19 protein-coding genes are annotated in these 17,489 nt (G+C 63.9%); 7 read left to right on the top strand and 12 right to left on the bottom strand.

The features are described from left to right. Nucleotides 1–188: 188 nt before the first annotated feature. Complete coding sequence (locus IVB24_RS18325; RefSeq protein ID WP_247774017.1) at nucleotides 189–1,328, bottom strand: glucuronate isomerase; 1,140 nt, start codon at nucleotides 1,326–1,328, stop codon at nucleotides 189–191. A 376-nt stretch (nucleotides 1,329–1,704) separates the two neighbouring features. Between IVB24_RS18325 and IVB24_RS18330 the strand changes: the two genes are divergently transcribed. Then, nucleotides 1,705–2,013: a hypothetical protein gene (locus tag IVB24_RS18330; RefSeq protein WP_094974805.1), complete on the top strand. Its 309-nt coding sequence runs from the start codon at nucleotides 1,705–1,707 to the stop codon at nucleotides 2,011–2,013. A gap of 13 nt (nucleotides 2,014–2,026) precedes the next feature. On the opposite strand, the gene IVB24_RS18335 is transcribed toward IVB24_RS18330, so the two are convergent. The 6 genes from IVB24_RS18335 to IVB24_RS18360 form a co-directional block, all read right to left on the bottom strand. Beyond that, complete coding sequence (locus IVB24_RS18335; RefSeq protein ID WP_094974804.1) at nucleotides 2,027–2,212, bottom strand: hypothetical protein; 186 nt, start codon at nucleotides 2,210–2,212, stop codon at nucleotides 2,027–2,029. A gap of 64 nt (nucleotides 2,213–2,276) precedes the next feature. Next, a complete protein-coding gene (locus tag IVB24_RS18340; RefSeq protein WP_247774018.1) occupies nucleotides 2,277–3,506 on the bottom strand; it encodes a carboxylate-amine ligase in 1,230 nt (409 codons plus the stop codon). A 17-nt stretch (nucleotides 3,507–3,523) separates the two neighbouring features. Continuing rightward, complete coding sequence (locus tag IVB24_RS18345; RefSeq protein WP_140483313.1) at nucleotides 3,524–4,351, bottom strand: class II glutamine amidotransferase; 828 nt, start codon at nucleotides 4,349–4,351, stop codon at nucleotides 3,524–3,526. Nucleotides 4,352–4,594: 243 nt separating this feature from the next. After that, the gene (locus tag IVB24_RS18350; protein ID WP_247774019.1) at nucleotides 4,595–6,103 is read right to left on the bottom strand and encodes an adenylate cyclase; all 1,509 of its coding nucleotides are present in this window, start codon (nucleotides 6,101–6,103) and stop codon (nucleotides 4,595–4,597) included. A gap of 235 nt (nucleotides 6,104–6,338) precedes the next feature. Then, nucleotides 6,339–6,935 carry a redoxin domain-containing protein gene (locus tag IVB24_RS18355; RefSeq protein WP_140478556.1) on the bottom strand — a complete coding sequence of 199 codons (597 nt, stop codon included), beginning with the start codon at nucleotides 6,933–6,935 and terminating at the stop codon, nucleotides 6,339–6,341. A gap of 32 nt (nucleotides 6,936–6,967) precedes the next feature. Continuing rightward, nucleotides 6,968–8,713, bottom strand: a complete 1,746-nt coding sequence (locus tag IVB24_RS18360; protein ID WP_247774020.1) for an MOSC and FAD-binding oxidoreductase domain-containing protein — start codon at nucleotides 8,711–8,713, stop codon at nucleotides 6,968–6,970. 181 nt (nucleotides 8,714–8,894) lie between these two features. Between IVB24_RS18360 and IVB24_RS18365 the strand changes: the two genes are divergently transcribed. The 5 genes from IVB24_RS18365 to IVB24_RS18385 all read left to right on the top strand — a co-directional run bounded on the left by IVB24_RS18365 (nucleotide 8,895) and on the right by IVB24_RS18385 (nucleotide 11,754). Beyond that, a complete protein-coding gene (locus IVB24_RS18365) occupies nucleotides 8,895–9,275 on the top strand; it encodes a nuclear transport factor 2 family protein (protein WP_140478560.1) in 381 nt (126 codons plus the stop codon). Nucleotides 9,276–9,675: 400 nt separating this feature from the next. Continuing rightward, entirely contained in the window at nucleotides 9,676–10,143 is a 468-nt protein-coding gene (locus IVB24_RS18370; protein ID WP_247774021.1) for a tellurite resistance TerB family protein, read from the top strand. A gap of 2 nt (nucleotides 10,144–10,145) precedes the next feature. Continuing rightward, complete coding sequence (locus IVB24_RS18375; protein WP_094974797.1) at nucleotides 10,146–10,499, top strand: hypothetical protein; 354 nt, start codon at nucleotides 10,146–10,148, stop codon at nucleotides 10,497–10,499. A gap of 6 nt (nucleotides 10,500–10,505) precedes the next feature. Next, a complete protein-coding gene (locus IVB24_RS18380; protein WP_247774022.1) occupies nucleotides 10,506–11,144 on the top strand; it encodes a TerC family protein in 639 nt (212 codons plus the stop codon). A gap of 31 nt (nucleotides 11,145–11,175) precedes the next feature. After that, complete coding sequence (locus tag IVB24_RS18385) at nucleotides 11,176–11,754, top strand: TIGR00645 family protein (protein ID WP_140478564.1); 579 nt, start codon at nucleotides 11,176–11,178, stop codon at nucleotides 11,752–11,754. Between the two features lie 92 nt (nucleotides 11,755–11,846). Here IVB24_RS18385 and IVB24_RS18390 read toward each other — a convergent pair whose 3' ends face one another. The 5 genes from IVB24_RS18390 to IVB24_RS18410 are packed head-to-tail and all read right to left on the bottom strand — an operon-like array spanning nucleotide 11,847 to nucleotide 16,292. Beyond that, nucleotides 11,847–13,124 carry an MFS transporter gene (locus IVB24_RS18390; protein ID WP_247774023.1) on the bottom strand — a complete coding sequence of 426 codons (1,278 nt, stop codon included), beginning with the start codon at nucleotides 13,122–13,124 and terminating at the stop codon, nucleotides 11,847–11,849. Nucleotides 13,125–13,171: 47 nt separating this feature from the next. Continuing rightward, the gene (locus tag IVB24_RS18395) at nucleotides 13,172–13,615 is read right to left on the bottom strand and encodes a cupin domain-containing protein (protein WP_035701455.1); all 444 of its coding nucleotides are present in this window, start codon (nucleotides 13,613–13,615) and stop codon (nucleotides 13,172–13,174) included. A 23-nt stretch (nucleotides 13,616–13,638) separates the two neighbouring features. Continuing rightward, a complete protein-coding gene (locus IVB24_RS18400) occupies nucleotides 13,639–14,439 on the bottom strand; it encodes an alpha/beta hydrolase (protein ID WP_247774024.1) in 801 nt (266 codons plus the stop codon). Between the two features lie 54 nt (nucleotides 14,440–14,493). After that, nucleotides 14,494–15,042: an NAD(P)H-dependent oxidoreductase gene (locus IVB24_RS18405; protein ID WP_244637465.1), complete on the bottom strand. Its 549-nt coding sequence runs from the start codon at nucleotides 15,040–15,042 to the stop codon at nucleotides 14,494–14,496. A 17-nt stretch (nucleotides 15,043–15,059) separates the two neighbouring features. Beyond that, nucleotides 15,060–16,292, bottom strand: a complete 1,233-nt coding sequence (locus IVB24_RS18410) for an acyl-CoA dehydrogenase family protein (RefSeq protein ID WP_094975098.1) — start codon at nucleotides 16,290–16,292, stop codon at nucleotides 15,060–15,062. Nucleotides 16,293–16,672: 380 nt separating this feature from the next. Here IVB24_RS18410 and IVB24_RS18415 point away from each other — a divergent pair, with 380 nt between their 5' ends. Next, nucleotides 16,673–17,443, top strand: coding sequence for a LuxR C-terminal-related transcriptional regulator (locus IVB24_RS18415; protein ID WP_247774025.1), 771 nt, complete (start codon nucleotides 16,673–16,675; stop codon nucleotides 17,441–17,443). Nucleotides 17,444–17,489: the final 46 nt, after the last annotated feature.

Genomic DNA, 17,489 nt, shown 5'->3' on the forward strand with positions numbered 1-17,489 from the left:
AGCGCACGCATGGTCAAATCTCCATTTTTGGGGACGGCATGCGCGTTCACGGGTCATGTCGTGCAGACACAACAGAAGCGACGGAGGGAAGTTCCTAACCCAATCGCGCCGCGCGCTGAAGTCGACGATGTCGCGGCAGGTCTGAGATCGCTTGCCAAGCCCGCTTCGGCGGGCCGTTCCTTGTGCGGCTACCCGTAAAGATATCCGACCGGCCTGCCCTCGGTCCGCAGCGGACGAATGTCCTTCTGCGTGATGATCTGGCCGGCGAGACCGTCGATCTCGTCGCGCTGCGTCGGCGTCCAACTGCGAAGACCGTTCATGCCCTTGAGGAGACCGAGCCGGAGCACCTGCGTGTTCTCGCCGACCGCAATGAGGCTGATCGAGCTCTTGCTTGCGGTCACGACATCACCGGCCGCGAGCTCGAAGGTCTCGCCCGCCTTGTTCTTGAATTCGGCCGTGCCGCGAATGACGCGATAGATCACCACCTCGCCCTTGGCGAACGAGGCGGCGTCCGCTGATGACGATGTGCTCTTCGGCAGCAGCGACCCGCCGCGCAGGTCGGTTGCGATGATGTGGCCGGTGACGAGCTGTCCGCTCGGAGCTTCGATGCCGATGTCGCGCACGTAAACCGGCAGCGCCGATTTGATCGAGCTGTCCGCGAGTGGCTTGAACAGTGCATCCAGCGCCAGCGGATCCTGAAGCCAGAAGCCGGCATTGGCCGGGCGATCGTGCAGCGGATGGCTCCAGGCCACGCGCGGCGTCTCGGCTTCGTTGATCTGGTCGGGACCGACGATGGTGGGATTCGGAAAGGTGGTGGGATCGGTGATGAAGGCTTCGAGGAATTTGCCCGAATAGCCCATCGAGACCGGATCCGGCACCACCGTCTGCGGCGTCTTCAAATTCTCTTCGGTCGACAGTCCCGACCAAGTGTAGAACAGCTGGCGATGGACGATCGCGCTTTGCAGCATCACCGCGCCGGGGCCGACATTGTAGAAGCGCCCGTCATAGTCGAAGGTGAACGCGCCCGAGGTCACCAGCACCAGCTGGAAGCCGCCGGGTGGAAGATGCAGGTGGAAATCGGTGGGACCTGTGTCGGGGCGGTAGATCGGCAGGTTGGTCGCGACTTCGTGGAGCAGGAAGGTCTCGTTGTTGGCGTGGAAGCCTTCGTTGGCGCGGTTGTAGAGTGCTTGCGGGCGATAGGTCGCCTCGAATTTCGCATTCCGGTCGCGGTCGATGGCGACGAAGTCCTGCGTGTTGAGGCGGAGCGGCGCGCCGTTCGGATGGGTGAGGCCGGTCGTCCTGAGATCGCCCGCAGCATGCACGTTCATGACGTTCTCCGCTCTGCGCCGTTGCTTCGCTGCCATCGTCATTGCGAATTTTGGGCCAGTTGGTTTGCGAAGCAGCAAGCGGGCCCGGCGCCGCGATGCGGATGTGCCGGTTCGGGAAAAATCCGGTGGTTGCACGGGAGGTTAGATCGACGGCTGGTTCCGACCGTCGGACGCGTGACGGGACCGCGGGCTTCCGGCGCGGCGACGCGACCTGTCTAATTTGTCGGCAAGCCTCGCCAACGCGCGTGCAGCGGCACAGGCACGGATCGGCGCGAAGCCGCCTTCGGGATCAGCGATAACGTCGCGACCCGACACCACGGCGATTGACAGATAGTTCATGTTTTGTTCTTATGTTGTGACCGAGAGGAAGGCAGCCATGGACAACCGTATCAACGAAATTCGCAGAACCATCAGGGCTCTCCGCGTCAGCATGCGCGAAGCCGAAGCCATCATGCATGAGCAGATCAATCGCGAGGAGGACTGCAGCTTCGTGGCGCAGGAAGTCATCAAGATGCGCTCGGTCATGAGCCTGCTGGTGAAGGAGCGGACCGCGCTCGGCGATCACGAGCCGATCCTCGTGAATAATTTCTTCATCCCGCGGCGCCGGCCGACGCGAAAGCCGGTCGCGGCTCGTTCGCCGACGGTCGATTCCGTATTCCGTCCGCGCGTGGTGGCGCGGGCTTGACGCGGAGGGCGGCTCAATCGAAAGCGTGAGGCGCGGCCCGATCCGGCTTTCCGGCCGGGCTGTCCGCCCACTTTGCCATCTCCGTGGTCCGCGCATCGACGCCCTCGCACCAGAAGCAGCTCGGCCGCGCGCGGCCGTTCTCGGACAGGATCGGGACCAGGCTGTGGCCGCAACCGGCGCACCAGGCGATGTCAGTCATGCATTCCCCCAACGGCGTATCAAATTCAGTAATGACGTTCTCGTCCGCGAAGCTTGCGCGGGCGCTATGACGCCGCAGGCGCACTGCGCCCGATCGGCGCGCTCGTCCCCGAGATCGTCGATGTCGCGATCCATCGTGACACGGCTGCGATGTCGTCGCCGTTGTCGCGGTAGGCGCGAAGCTGGAATTCGGCCGAGCTGCCGCGCTCCACGATGGTGCGGCAATGCTCGATCTCGGCTGTGCAGCCCAGCGCCTCGGCGTCCCCGGCGGTGTCGTCGACGATTCGGGAGAGCATCTCCGAGATCGTGACCGGCCCGTCCTTGGAGGCAAAGATGCAATCGGTGCCGTAGCGCTGGGCGCGCCACTTGTTCTCCACCGCAATCGCGCGTTCGACCGCGGTGACCTCCTTCGACAGATGCGGCCGCAGATAGAGGTGGCGCGTCAGGCAGCGATAGAGAGAGGCGATGGCGACGGCGTCGTCGACCAGAGTGCAGGTGTCGGGCGCGCGAAGCTCGAGGGTCGGGTGCCGCATCGAGGGGCGCATCGCCCACCAGATGTGGCTCTCGTCGGGAATGACGCCGGAGCGCTGCAAGGCGCCGACATAGTCGTCGTAGTCCTGCCGGCTCTCGAACAGTTCGGGCAGGCCGGTGCGCGGCAGCTCGGAATAGGCGGCGAGACGGTAGCCCTTCAGTCCGGTCTTGTGCGAATTCCAAAACGGGGAGGACGCGGACAGCGCGATGAACAGCGGCAGATGCGGCAGCATCGCCCGCATCACCGCCATTCGCTTCTCGGGATCGGGCAGCTGGACGTGCACATGCATGCCGCACATCATGTTGCGATGGCCGATGCTGCGCAGATCCTCGATCATGTCCTCATAGCGCGGCTTCGGGCTCGGCTGCGACATGCGCCACACCGCGGTCGGGTGCGTGCCGCAGGCCATGATCACGAAACCATATTGCGCGGCGACGTTGGCGACTTCGCGCCGCAGGAAGCGAAGCTCTTCGCGGGCGTCGTTGACGTCGACGTGGACGTTGGTGGCGACCTCGAGCTGGGATTGCAGCATCTCGCGCATGGCCTGGCCGCCGGTCGACCAGTTCGCCGACTCGAACAACTCGTTGGGCGTGTGGATCGCGACCTCGAAACTGCGGCGGTCGGCCAGGAAATACTCCTCCTCGATGCCGAAGGAGTATTCAGCTGCCTTGGCCCCGCCGCCAGCGGAGCGAATCACGAGATGCTGCTTGTCATCTGATGAATCGAGGCGCAGCAATTTCAAAACATCCGAAGCAAAAGTCATGTCCCACCCGGCAAAAATCACCTGCGGGCACTAATCCTTCTGGCAGGGACGGGTTCCCTGTCGGCGCTACCGCAAATTGTCGCGTCGAACGGAACGATCTTCACGCTTTCGGACGCGCGCGCGATCAGCGCGTGATTTGGCGGCACTTCGATCCAATCCGATTCCTTGTCGAACGGTTCGGACACGACGATGACCTGACCGCCGTCTTCCCGGTAATAGAGCGTGTTCGCGGCGTCGTTGACCGCAACGCGGAAGGCATAGAGATCCCGGCCGTTGGCGATCGCACTGGTGAAGCGCAGCCGTTCGCGCAGATTGCCTTCGTTGACAAGGCCGACCAGGGCCTGCAGCACGCGCTGCGTCGCTCCAAGCGGGTCGCCGTCGAGGCCGGCACCCATCATCGCCAGGAACACGGCTTCCGAATCGGTCGTGCCCAGCCGCGACGGATAATAAGCATCGGGGATCAGCGCCTCGACCTTGCGCCGCAGCCGATTCCAGCTCCCGACGAATCCGTTGTGCATGAACATCCAGTGGCCGCAGGCAAAGGGATGGCAATTCTGCCGCGTCACCGCCGTGCCGGTCGCGGCCCGCACGTGCGCGAAGAACAAATGCGAGCGCAGATGCCGGCAGAGGTAGCGCAGGTTTTCGTCGGACCACGCCGGCCGCGTCTCGCGATAGAGTCCGGGCTCCGGATGCTCGCCGTACCAGCCGAGACCGAATCCGTCGCCGTTGGAGCCCGCCGTGGATTGCAGCGAGCGGATGCTTTGCGCGACCAGCGAATGTTCGGGCTCGGTGACGAAAGGCTCGAACGAGGTGGTCTCGCCCCGGTATGCGATCCAGCGGCACATGAGGTTCCTGTCGGGGATATGTCCTGACAGCACCAACAAATATGCCCGGGCTGCGTTCCCGGCGAGATCCGGGCCGCCCGCACCGCTAGGGCGTGTACTCGTAAACCCGAACAGCCCGCGCGGAGGCGGCGCCTCGTCCGTTCAGTTTTTCAACAGCGGACAGGGCCAGGTCGCACCAGCTGGTCGGCTAAGGGCCCGGAAGGAGACCTCTGCTCGCAAGTTAGCAATGAAGTCCTGGTCACATCATCGATCGCGGACGCCAGCCTTTCTGAGCCCATCGGCGATGTCGTCGTACTCACGGCGAAACTGCGGATTGCTCGAACGCGCGTAGCCCACTTGACGGAACCACTGGACCGTGAAGTCCGGCCGCAGTGCATTTAATTCGGCTATCATTTGGTGGGCCATTTCCAGTTGGCCCGTGGCTTCATAAGCTGAAATCAGATCCGCATACGGCAGCCAGTTCAATTTGTTCAGATTGATCGAGCGCCTGCATTCCTCAATGGCTTCGTTGTATTGGCGCACATGCACGTGGGCATGACAAAGGAAGAAGTGCCAAACGTCAGCGGACGGATCTTTGGGGCTTAGGCGCAAGGCGATCTGGACCGGGGAGAATGCTTCGCGCGCGCGTCCCGCCGTGACAAATGCGATTCCCTTTGTTGCATGCGCGACCGGCGAATTGGGGTCGATTTCCAGAGCGGCGTCGAATTCAGGCAACGCTCTCTCGGGATCTCCGTATAGCAAAGTGTTTCCCTTGGTTACGTGCGCGTTTGCACTCGCCGGGCGTTTGGCAAGCACTCGATCAACCAAGCTGGTCGCAATCTTCTTGTCTTCCATCACGGACGTTGACGATCCGGAGAGCACGCCACTGACGATGCACCACGCTTTCCCGAGCATTGCGTCAATGTTGTCTGGATCGAGGCGCAGCGCGCTGTCAAACAAGTCCATTGCCTGCGCGTTCGTAACCTTGGTTTGAGGTTGATAGACCTTCGCCCAGCCGCGCATGCTGAAATCCTTAGCATCTGGATTCGTTGGCGGGTCCATCAGGCTGCGTCGGCTTTCGGCCTGGATGAGTTCAACGTTGAGAGAGCGGGCGAGCCGCGCCGTGACTTGCTCCTGCAAGTCGGCGAGATTCATCCGATCGCCGTCAAAACGATCCGACCAGACGTCGCGACCGGTCGAAAGGTCAGCGAGCGACACGTTCATCCGGACCCGATCTCCGGCCCGTTGCACGGCGCCCTGTACGGCCCATCTAATACCAAGGTCCTTGCCCAGCGTCTTGAGATCCACCTGCTTGTTCTTGTAGGTAAAAGCCGTCCCGCGCCCGATCACGAATGTATCGGGCATTTGCGCGAGGTCGGTCGTCAGATCGGTCGTAATACCGTCGGCGAAATAATCCTGCTCTGCATCGTTGTTGAGGTTTGCGAATGGCAGGACGACGAGGGACAAACGGGGAGCAAGGTCGGGCCGGGCCGTAGCCTGTTTTTGCGTCTTTTGGCTTTCTGGAAACACATCTGTGCGGAGCGTCTTCCAAACAGTCCAGTAGCCGACCAGGCCGCCCGCGATTGCACCGACGGCGGCAATAGAGGCGAGCGCACCGGCGATCACCTGCAATCGTGCTCGCAGGCGAACCTTTAAATTGCGGTCGGATGGCGACTTCCCAGACTGCTCCTTGTCGGATACCGCTTTGTCGGGCGGCTCATCATCGGATGGCGGTTTGCCAGATGGGTCGTTGGAGACTTCCGAGTTTGTCACCGCTGCCTCCGCGCACAGGTCACACGTTCGGACTTCTAACACTAGCAGTTGTGCGGCTTCAGGTCGGTCAAGACTTCTGACTCATTCGCGCTTTTTTTTCTAAAGTGTCGCCTCGACAATCGCTGGTCGACGAAGATCCGAATAGATATCCGGTTGGGGTCCCAAGCCGCCAAACACTTTCAGGGGCGGAGACTTCCGCTTTGCGTTGCTAGGCTGAACTTTATGAGGACACGCGCTAGTCCCGGCCACTGAGCGTTTCGCGATAAGCCTTGCCGTAGGGATGAAAATGCTCCTTGCGGCCCTGGTCCCAGAGCGCCTTGAATCCGGGCGCGGTGATGTCCCAATCCGGGCGGCACTTCATGCTGACGGCCCTGAGGTCCTGGCGCAGTTCCTCCATGGTCGGACGCCCGAAGAACCAGTAGCCGTTGTAAATCTTGTGAACGACGAGGCGGGGCTCCAGCACGACGACATGCGGGATCATGGGATTGTGGACGGGATCGGTGTATTCGGCGATGTCGAGGTCCTTCTGGACGATCCGCCTCGGGTCCGAGAGGAAGGGCCAGTGCGCGCCGGCGCCGCTGCGATATTCATTGGTCTCGGTGATGGTGTCGGTCGTGATCGTGACCAGCCGGCAATAGCCGACCTCCATCTCGCGATGGAGCTGAACCAGCCCTTCGGTCTGGCGACGATCCTTCGGGCAGAATCCGCCGCGGCCGAGCACGACGATCATGGGATCGTCCCCCTGCAACTCGGAGAGCTTGCGGTGCTTTGCGGTGTGGTCGCTGAGTTCGTAATCCGGGAAGGTCACTCCCGGCATGATGTCAGTTCGCATCGAACACTCCCGTGTCTATCGCTGGTTCATCTCTAGAGATCGATTACGACGTCGCCTTGCGGTCGTGCGCAGCAGATCAGCAGATTTCCCTCCGCGGGCGGGTCGAGCGGATCCGCCGTGTAGCTGACCTCTCCGGCCACGAGCCCGCTCTCGCAGTTGTGGCAAACCCCCGTCCGGCACGACCAGCGCACCGGGACATCGCATGCCTCGGCGAGCTCGAGCAGGTTGGCGTAGGAGGGCCCCCAGCAGACATTGAGGCCGCTGCGGGCGAACGACACCATCAGACCCGGGCCGCGTGCTCCTGCCGGCTGATGTGGAGTCGTCTTCGACGCTGCGGCGATACCCGGTGTCAGCGAGGGCTTGCTACCGAACAACTCGGTGTGGATGCGATCGGGTGCGACACCCAGCGCGGCGAGGCCGATGGTGAGATCGCTCATGAAGACCGTCGGTCCGCAGAGATAGAAATCGCCGTCCCTGGGGACGTCGAGCATCTGGAGCCGCTGTCGATCCAGACGACCCGCGCTGTCGAAGTCGGCTCCTGGACGGTCGGCCGGATCGGGTGCGCTGAAGCAGACATGGCTGTGATGATGCGCCAATCCCGCAAGAAGTTCGCGCGCTTCGGCAGCGAATGGATGCTCGCGGCCGTTGCGTGTGCCATGCAGCCACCAGACGTCCCGCGTCGTGCGTTCCGCGGCGAGGGCGTGCAGCATGGCGAGCACCGGCGTCACGCCGATGCCCGCGCTCAGCAGCACCACAGGCCGCGCATCGGAGTGGAGCGTGAAGCTGCCGCGCGGCGCACCGATCGGCACGATATCGCCAGCCTGGATCGTCTCGGCGACATAGAAGCTGGCCGCGCCGTGCGCCTCGCGCTTGATGCTGATGCGATAGGATGCGGCGTCGGCGCGGCTCGACAGCGAATAGCTGCGCGTCATCGCCGATGGCCCCAGCCGCACGACGACGAATTGACCGGGCAGGGCGGCTGCCGACGGCTGTCCATCAGCGGGCTCGAGGATCAGCGAGGTCACGCTGGCACTTTCGGCGATCTTGCGCGACACGCGGAACGGGCGGAAGCCGCGCCAGGCCGGCGCCGGACCAGCGGTTGGGCCGAGCCCGGCGTTTCCCGCGGCGGCGCTGTCCTTCTGCGCGAGCAGCGCTGCAAAGGAGTGATTCCAGCCGCGGCTCAGCGCCGGAATTTTCAGCGCGCGCGCGAGGCGCTCGCGCGGATGCGGGGGCAAGTAAAGCAGCGCATCGATCTCGGCTACGCTCATGCCTTCCGGACCGCTTTCGACCTGCACGATCTCGTCGCCGGCCTCGACGTCGCCTTCCTCGATGACACGGAAGTAGAAGCCTGGCCGGCCGTGCTTGACGAGCAGCGCGGGCATATCGGGCTCGTCCATGCGAATGCCGAGCCGATAGCAGGTGACGCGCGGCTGCGTGACCTCGAACAGGGCCGATCCGATCCTGTAGCGATCACCGATGCAGACCTCGGTGTCGGCCAGGCCCTCGACGGTGAAATTCTCGCCGAATTGGCCATGAACGAGGTCGGAACGGCCGAGATGTTTCTGCCAGTATCGATAGGACTCGTCCTGATAGACGAAGACGGCGCGCTGCTCGCCGCCGTGACCCGCCGTATCGCCCTGACCGTCGCCGTCGATGTTGAGCCGGCGTACCCGGCGCGGGCCTGTGACGGAAGTCTTCCAGATCCCGGTATGGACGGTCCTGCCTTGCCAGGCGACGTCGCGCGGCAGGCCGACATTGAGGGAGAGCAGACGAGTCATGGACTTTCCTCGGCCAAAACCACCGTGCCTGCGCAATTTGGCGAATTCCAGATTTGCGGCAGCCGTCAATCTGCACCCGGATCGTGGTTTTGGCCCGTTAGTGGTTGTTAGACGTTGCGAGAGTGCCTTGTCTGCGGCCGTCCGCGCGCCGATCTGTGAGACGAGAAACGGGAGAGGCGCAATGGATGATCAAGTGACGCTGGCAGCGCTCAGGCGCCATTGGGACGCCTCGGATGCGAACGATTTCGAAGCCGAGCACGATATCTATCGCGAGGACGCCGTGCTCGACTATCCGCAGTCGGGTGAGCGGATCCGCGGCCGCAGCAACATCCGGGAAAGCCGGACGGTGCAGCCGAACAAGAAGCGCTTCACCGTTCGGCGGATCATCGGCGGCGGTGATCTCTGGGTGAGCGAGTTCGTGCTGAGCTATGACGGGGTGCCGTCCTATGTCGTCAGCATCATGGAATTCCGCGACGGCCTCGTGGCACACGAAACGCAATATTTCGGCGACCGGTTCGACCCCGGACCGTCCCGTGCGCATCTCGTCGAGCGGGTGGGATAGGTTGGGCGGCAGGGCAATCGCATATGGCGGGCACGATGCGGCGGCATTGGCCGTCGGCGGCCTCTCCCGCAGGCGGAGCAAGCCCACGGTCCTCGTGAAATCCATATGTGCCTGGTTGGCACACCATGGCGTAACCAAGCCCGGCAACATGGAACCGATGCGGCGGCTGGTCGCAGTCATCTCGCCTTGATTCCGACAGACCCACCTTTATCTCTGACACGAACAAGAATCCGGGCCCCTCTGGCGAGGACGCCGACCTGGTCGGCAAACCTCGCGATGTCGGATGACCTGTCCCGCGCGAATGCGATGGATTGGCCGATTGTCGGGCCTCGTTCGTTCTCTCCGACCATTCGTCCCCATCGCAGCTCCGTGCGGTCATTTCGCAAATTGAGGAGCAACGATGACTGACGCCAAGCACTCAAATCCCATCGAGATCACAGAACCGTCCAGCCTGAACGAGCAGGCTGCCGCCGCGCTGGTGATCGTGGGCGCGCTGGTCGCGGTTGCCGACCGGAGCGTCTCGCCGGTCGAGCGCGACGAGGTGGTCCGTTTCGTCAGGGACCGTAAGCTGGCGCCGAACATTCCTGAGGAACGGCTCTATGCCATGTTCGACGAACTCGCCGAACGGCTCGAAGAGCCGGATTTCGCCAATGTCGTGATCGACACGCTGCGGCCGGTTTCGAACCTGCCGCTCTCGTCCCATCTGATCGAGCTGTCGGAGCGCGTTGCTGCGGCGGACGAGGACGTCCATCCCCATGAAGTGCAGGCGATCAAATTGTTGCGCCTGCTGACGCTGGTGCTGCCGCGCGCGAAGCAGGTCAACCCGCGTAAGGAGCGCATCGAACAGCCGTTGGCTGAAGAGGAGTAGGCATGAGCGCAGCATCGAACGAGCGTCGCAATGAGGCCGCAGGTTCCGCCGGCGAGATGGCCGGCGGTGACCCGCGCCTGGACCAACTCGTCGATCGGCTGCCGCCACGCATGGGTGACACGGTCACCTATCTGCTCAAACCATCGAACCGCTGGGTCAGAATTCCCTCGGGCGCGCTGCTCGTTGCCGGCGGCGTGCTTTCCTTCCTGCCGATTCTCGGCGTCTGGATGCTGCCGCTCGGCCTCGCGCTGCTTGCCGAGGACGTGCCTGCGCTGCGTTCGTCGCGTTCGAAGGTCCTGGATTGGGTCGAGCGGAAGAAGCCGCATTGGCTCGATCCGTCCACGCCAAAAAAATGATCGAACATGTTTGAATTCATCACGCCCGAAGCACTCACTGCGCTTCTTCAAGTCGTCCTGATCGACCTCGTACTCGCCGGCGACAATGCCGTCGTCATCGGCCTCGCCGCGGCGGGACTGCCGGCCGAGCAGCGCCGCCGCGCCATCATCGTCGGCATCGCCGCCGCCACCGTGCTGCGCATCGTCTTTGCCGGCGTGGCGACCCAGCTCCTGCAGGTGATCGGCCTGTTGCTCGCCGGCGGCGTGCTGCTGCTGTGGGTGTGCTGGAAGATGTGGCGCGAGCTGCGCGAGCAGGCCGCCCACTCGAAGGAACTCGCATTCGGCCATGGCGGCGGCGCGGCGGCTGCGCCGGCGCAGCGAAAGTCCTTCGGCCAGGCGGCGGTGCAGATCATCGCGGCCGACGTCTCGATGTCGCTCGACAACGTGCTCGCGGTCGCCGGCGCCGCGCGCGAACATCCCTACATTCTCGCCTTCGGCCTGTTGCTGTCGGTTGCAATGATGGGCGTCGCCGCGGACCTGCTCGGCCGCGTGCTCCAGAAGCAGCGCTGGATCGCCTATGTCGGCCTCGCCATCATCATTTACGTCGCCTTCGAGATGATCTATCGGGGCTCGATCGAGCTCGCACCCGTCATCGCGAGCCTCTGAGGCGATAATTTTCGGCAATCCGGAGTAATTCATGACGTCCGAACCCAAAGCACCTTCGGCGCAGGCCGTGCCGCCGCGCCTCGGCCTGTTCGCCCAGCTCATCTTCGGATCGCGCTGGCTGCAGTTCCCGCTCTACATCGGCCTGATCGTCGCGCAGGCCGTCTACGTGCTGCTGTTCCTGAAGGAGCTCTGGCATCTGGTCCTGCACTCCTTCGACGCCAGCGAGCAGCAGATCATGCTGGTCGTGCTCGGGCTGATCGACGTCGTCATGATCTCCAACCTCCTGATCATGGTGATCGTCGGCGGCTACGAAACCTTCGTGTCCCGGCTGAACCTGACCGGCCATCCCGACGAGCCGGAATGGCTCAGCCACGTCAATGCCAGCGTGCTCAAGATCAAGCTCGCGATGGCGATCATCGGCATCTCCTCGATCTCGCTGCTCAGGACCTTCATCGAGGCCGGCAATCTCGGTACGACGCGCAGCAATTTCACCGAGACCGGCGTGATGTGGCAGGTGCTGATCCATCTGACCTTCATCATCTCGGCGGTCGGCATCGCCTGGGTCGACCGCCTCAGCGAGAGCGGTCATCGCAAGGAAGCCGGCCACTGACTGAGGGGGCGACCCTCTGACGGAAGGTGCCGGCGTCCGTCTGGTTTCTGCCCGGGAGCTCGCGGGGTACGGTCCCGTCCGCTCCAGGCTAATCATTCGGCTGGACTGCCGACGACCGCTCCCTGCCTGACGTCCTCGCGGGCGAGGATCAGCAGGAGGCCGACGATGATCAATTCGACCACCGCGAAGGCGACGAAAGCCCCGGTGAAGGCACCGGAAGAGGCGTTGATGATGACCCCCATCATCCAGGGCGCCACGAAAGCCGAGAAGATTCCGAACACCTCCGCATAGCCGATCGCCGCCGGTGCGAGCGCGTCGGAGTATTTTTCGCTGAGTAGTGCGAAGATCGCGCCACCGCCAAGCAGAGCGACGCCGCTGAGGGCTGCGAACAGCACCAGCATCCCGAACGGCATCGGCGTGACGACGCTCCAGAGGAACATCAGGGCGGTCAGGAAGGCGAGCCCTGCGGTGAGCTTGATCATGAACGGCTTGCCGAGCCGGTCGGACATGTAGCCGCCGATCACCAGGAACAGGACCTGCGACAGCCCCATCACGGTGCCGATCACGGCGCCGGCTTCCGGCGGCATGTGCTGCACGGTGATAAAGGCGGGCACCACCCAGGTCGCCGTGCCGGCGATGGCGAAGGTGCAGGCCACGATGCCGAAGCCACCGACCGCGATCCATTTCGAGCGGAAGATTTCGCCAAGAGGCAGGTGCTTTTGAGGCGTTTCATTGCCCCAGGTGAAGTCGGCGATGCCGATCTCGCGCGGGCTGTTGCGAACGACGAGCGCGTCGATCGCGGCGACGATCAGGGTGCCGACCGCCAGTACTGCGAAGAAGGTCCGCCATCCGGTCGCAATGGTGAGCGGAATGCCGAGTGCGAAATCCAGTGTGATGGCGAGGCTGTAGGCCGCAAGGATGATTCCGACCACCGAGCCGCGCCGGCTCTGCGGAAACCAGCCGAAGATCAGCTTCATGTTGCCGATGAAAATGCCGGCGTCGAAGAAGCCGATCACGAGCCGCAGCAGAACGAGCTGGGTGTAGGTTTGGACGAACACCTGCAGCACCATCCCGAGACCGGTGCCGGCAAGCCCAACCAGCAGCATGTTGCGCGCCGTCATCGAGCGGCTCACCGGTGACCACACCACCATGCCGATGCCATAGGTCAGTGCGAAGATGCCCTGCGCCAGGCCGGCCTCGGCGGGATTGAGTTTCAGGCTCTCGGAGACGAAAGGCAGCACGGCCGCGAAGGCGTACCAGTCGGCCGCGAGGAATATCTCGCAGAAAATGGCGAGAGCCAGCATGCCCTTTTGCCAGGCGGCAATCCGTCGGCGGTCGCTCTCGGAAATGGTCGTCCAGTTGGTCGTCATGATGATCCTCGCGGTTGGAGCTTTCGGCTTTCAGCGGGAGACGAGCATCAAGCCGGGGGCGGCAGGAAATTGACCTCGTGCTCGGCGGCACGCCGAACGACTTCCTGCGGATCGGGCAGGTTGTGGATGCGCTCGAACAGCTCCTTGAGCGATCGCGTCGGCGCAACCCAGAACAGGCTGGTCGCGGTTTCGCCGGACTTGTTGAAGATGCCGTGGGGAATGCCTTTGGGCATGCGCACGAGGTCCCCGGCGGTCGCCACCAGGTCCTTGCCGTCGAGCCAGAGATCGTAGCGGCCGCTCAGCACGTAGACGAACTCGTCCTGGGTCGGATGAACGTGCGGCGGCACGAAGGTGCCGTCGGGGAAAACGGCATGCCAGGCCATCGACGCCTCGGAGTGTTGCTTGAGCGTGTAGGTCTGGCCCAGAATGTTCCAGACGATGTTCCCAAAACCGTCCTTGGCAGGGGTTACGCCCGGCGGCATCTCGATCATGGTGGTGTCCTCTGTTGTCTGAGCTACTCGGCAAGAAAATCGGTGACGTGGTGCGCAGCGGAGGGCGTTTCCTCGAACACAAGATGTCCGGTATCCGGCACCAGCGTCACGCGCGCATCGGGCAGCCCCGCCTTCCAGGCTTCGGCTTGCGCCGTTGGTCGCAGGCGATCCGAGGCGCCCCACAAGACCAGCGTCGGCATCGTGATCCGGTGCAGCCAGTGCACGAGCTTCGGATTTCCTTGTGGATCGTTGCGGATCAGCTTGGCGAAGCCGGTCACTTCGCGTCCGAGGCGGGCATCGAATGCGGGATCCGGCGACCTGGGAAAGTAACGGAGCGCGTTTGAAGGATCGTTCGCGAGATAGGCCGGCAAATCCTGTGGCGCGATTTCGAACAGGCCGGGGGCCGGCGCGCTCGCAACCACAAGGCCGGCGGGCGCGACCAGCACCAGCTTGCGGACGCGATGCGGCTGGCGGATGGCGAACTCGGCGGCGAGCCACCCGCCGAGCGAAAATCCGGCCAGATCGAACTTCGCCAGTCCCAGCTTGTCGAGCAAGTCCGTGGTCTGCAGGACATGATCCTCGATCGTATCGATCCAGACCGCATCGCCGGAATCGCCGAAACCGGCCTGATAAGGAATGATGACGGTGTGCCGCTTCGCCCAGTCGCGCGCCATCTCAAAGCCGGTAAACGTCCCGGTACCGTGCAGGAACACCAGTGGAGGGCCGCTTCCGATGGTGTGAACGACGGTGCGCACGTCGTTGATAACGTATTCTGCGCGAGCAAAGCCGGTGAGGTCGGGCAAGGGTTTGGTGGTCTCAAGCATGATGGATGTCTCCGGTTGAAGGCAGCCTGTCTGGGCACCGCAGCGGAAGAGGGATCATGCGGCGTTGGCCCGGCGGTCGCCGACGAGCGCTGCGAATTGTTCCACGGCGTTGGCGAGGCGAGCGGCGATCATCGGCGCCAGGGGGCCGCCCGACGCCAGTTCGTCGCTGCTTGCATAGATCGCGGTCGACACCGTGCAGGCCTCGAAGAACCCGAACAACGGACGCAGCTGATGCTCGACCACCAGCGAGTGGCGCAGCCCGCCGCCGACCGCTGTCAGCAGCACCGGGCGATTGCGCAGCACGCCGGGCTTGATCAGGTCAAAGACATGCTTGAACAGGCCGGGATACGAGCCCTGGAATACCGGGCAGCCGATCACCAGGCCATCGGCATGCTCGATTGCCTCGACGAGATCGCGCGCGCGGTCGTCGAGCCCGTTGCGGGTAAACGCGGCGATGCCCTGGCCGGCATCGACGAGGTCGAGGATGTCGGTCTTGAGCGCGTGTTGGGTCAGGAGATCGGCCGCAACGGCTTCAACGAGCACGCGCGATCTTGCCGGCCGCCAGCTGTTGCCGCAGAAGCCAACGATGCGGGATCCGTTCACGCCGACCTCCTGCGCGCTCAGCCAGTCACCCCGAACACTGTCCATTGCGCGTCCGGCCCGGGAAGGCCGAGCAGCGCACGACCGCATTCCTCGACGATCTGGTCGGCCATCAGGATGTGCTGGGTACCCGAGTGGATGTCGCGATAGAAGCGCTGCATCGGCGTGTTGTGCAGCGAGGCGCCCCGGGCTGCACGGTGCGCGAAGGTCGAGACGTCGGACAGGACGTCGTGGATGTGGCGCAGCGACAGCTTGATCATTGTCATTTGCGCCAGCGACGGGCTTTCGCCGTCGGCGCAGGTCTCGGAGACCTCCTTCCAGGTTTCGTGCACCAGCGCACGTGCCGCGCGAAAACGAGCCTCGGCCTGCGCGAATTGGAACTTGAAACTGGCGCTCTCGCACGACTTGCCGAAGGGATCCTGGCGCGGGACGATGACCTTCACGAGTTCGTCGAGCATGCGGCGGCCGACTCCGACTGCCCAGCTCGAGTGCGACCAGGCGCTATAGCCCGCGAGCCCCAGCGCGCCCTGCACCCCACCGCGACGCGGCGCACCGATGTCGAAATCGTAGGTCATGTGTGTCGGCACGAACAGCTCGTCGCCCTCGCTGAGCGTGTAGTCGAAGCTTCCGGTGGCGCGCAGGCCGAGCACGTCCCAATTGCCCATCAGCTTGATGGTCGCCCGCGGATGGTGGGTGACAACGATCTTGGGCTGTCCGTTGGGACCGAACACCATGTCCTTGCCGGAGGCGTCGGTGACGAAGCAGCCGGAGTGGACCCATTCGGCATGCTGGATGCCGCTGCCATAGGCCCAGTTGCCGCGGATCATGTAGCCGCCGTCGACCGGACGGGCGAAGCCCCGCGGGACTCCGTTGCCGGCGATGGTGATGTCGGCGCCTTTTGCGAAGACCTTCTTGATGCCCTCGTCCTCGACATAGATGGCGAGAGTCGTGCCTTCCATGTTGTTGCCGATCGCACACCATCCGGCGGATGCATGCGTATAGGCAAGGCGCTCGATCACGGTCATGGCGTCGTATGGCAGAAGCTCTGCGCCACCGACCTCGCGGGGGAACAGCATCGTGTAGATGCCGGCCTTGCGAAGCGCGGCGACGACGTCGTCGGTGAGATAGCCCTGCGCCTCGGCCTCGGCGGCGCGGGACTCGACCAGTGGCAGTACGGCGTCGAGGCGCGCGTGGAACTCGGCCACTGATGGCGTCGTGGAAGGCCTGGCGGCGCGTTGCATGGAAAGGCTCATGATCGGTATCTCCACGTCAGGCTGTTGCTCCGCCGCGATCGGCGGCGAAGATCGGGACCGCGGGAACGGCGGCCTTGGCAAAGCCCTGCCGTCGCGCGCCAAGGCGGTTGGCGCACGGGTGAGCAGGCAGTTCGCGATGGTGACGTGTCCCCGTCGGAACCGCGTGATGTCCTCACGCGATCACGATGGGCGAATGCTAGGGATGAAGCGGTCAGGCCGGCAATCCCCCATCATGGGGGGATCGGCGATGCTGCTGTGCCACAAAGCTGGGCCGGGAGGCACGGCTCTGCCGCTTCTTTTCGCTTGACCCGGGAACAGGCGAGGAAGAAGTTTTAAGCCTATAATAATCGCAATGGCGCGACGATCGAGGGGTGGCGCTGATGGACGAGCAGGTGCAGTTGGACGGTCTACCCGAGAGCCAGCTTGCGGATCGCTTGATGTCCGTCGCCGAGAGCCGTTCGGTGCGTGCACTGGGCGCGGCCTGTTGCTCGGCAATCACCAAGCTTACGGGATCGCCGACCGTCGGCCTCTACCTGCTCGACGGCCCGGAGCCCGTCCTGGTCTACAGCCGCCACGTCGCCGATGGCCTGCTTGACAATTACAAGGCCGGCTTCTGGAAGCACGACCCTGTGCTCGACTGCATCATGACCCGCGGCTGCGCGGTCGACGGCGAAACCGTGATCGGCCCGCAGCAATGGCGGCACAGCCCGAGCTTCGAGATGCTGCATGAATGGGGCTTCGCCTACAATATGGGTGGGCCGCTGTGGTGCGGCCGGAAGATCATCGGCGTGCTCTTCACTGCGACGACGGAGACGGGCGCGCCCTATACGCCGCGGGCACGATTGCGCATGCAGATGCTATGCCGGGCCGGCTCGCTAGCGCTGACCAACATGATGGATACGGGCGAGCTGCAAGCCGGTCGTAGCCCGGGCAGTCAACCCGAGACGGCCGGGATGCTCTCGGCATCGCTGCCGCCGCGCTCGGCGGATGTCGCCATCCGGGTTTGCCGTGGCCAGACCAACAAGGAGATTGCCCGCGAAATGGGGATCTCCGACCAGACCGTGAAGGAGCACGTCGCGAATCTGTGCCGGCGCTTCGGCGTGCACAACCGGACCGAACTTGCGGCCTGCCTTCTCAGCGCGCGGCAGTGAAGCCGCCGGTCACAGCGTGCGTTCGGCGGGGTCGTTAAAATTGTCT

It is taken from the genome of Bradyrhizobium sp. 192 (assembly GCF_023100965.1).
Taxonomy (GTDB): Bacteria; Pseudomonadota; Alphaproteobacteria; order Rhizobiales; family Xanthobacteraceae; genus Bradyrhizobium; species Bradyrhizobium symbiodeficiens.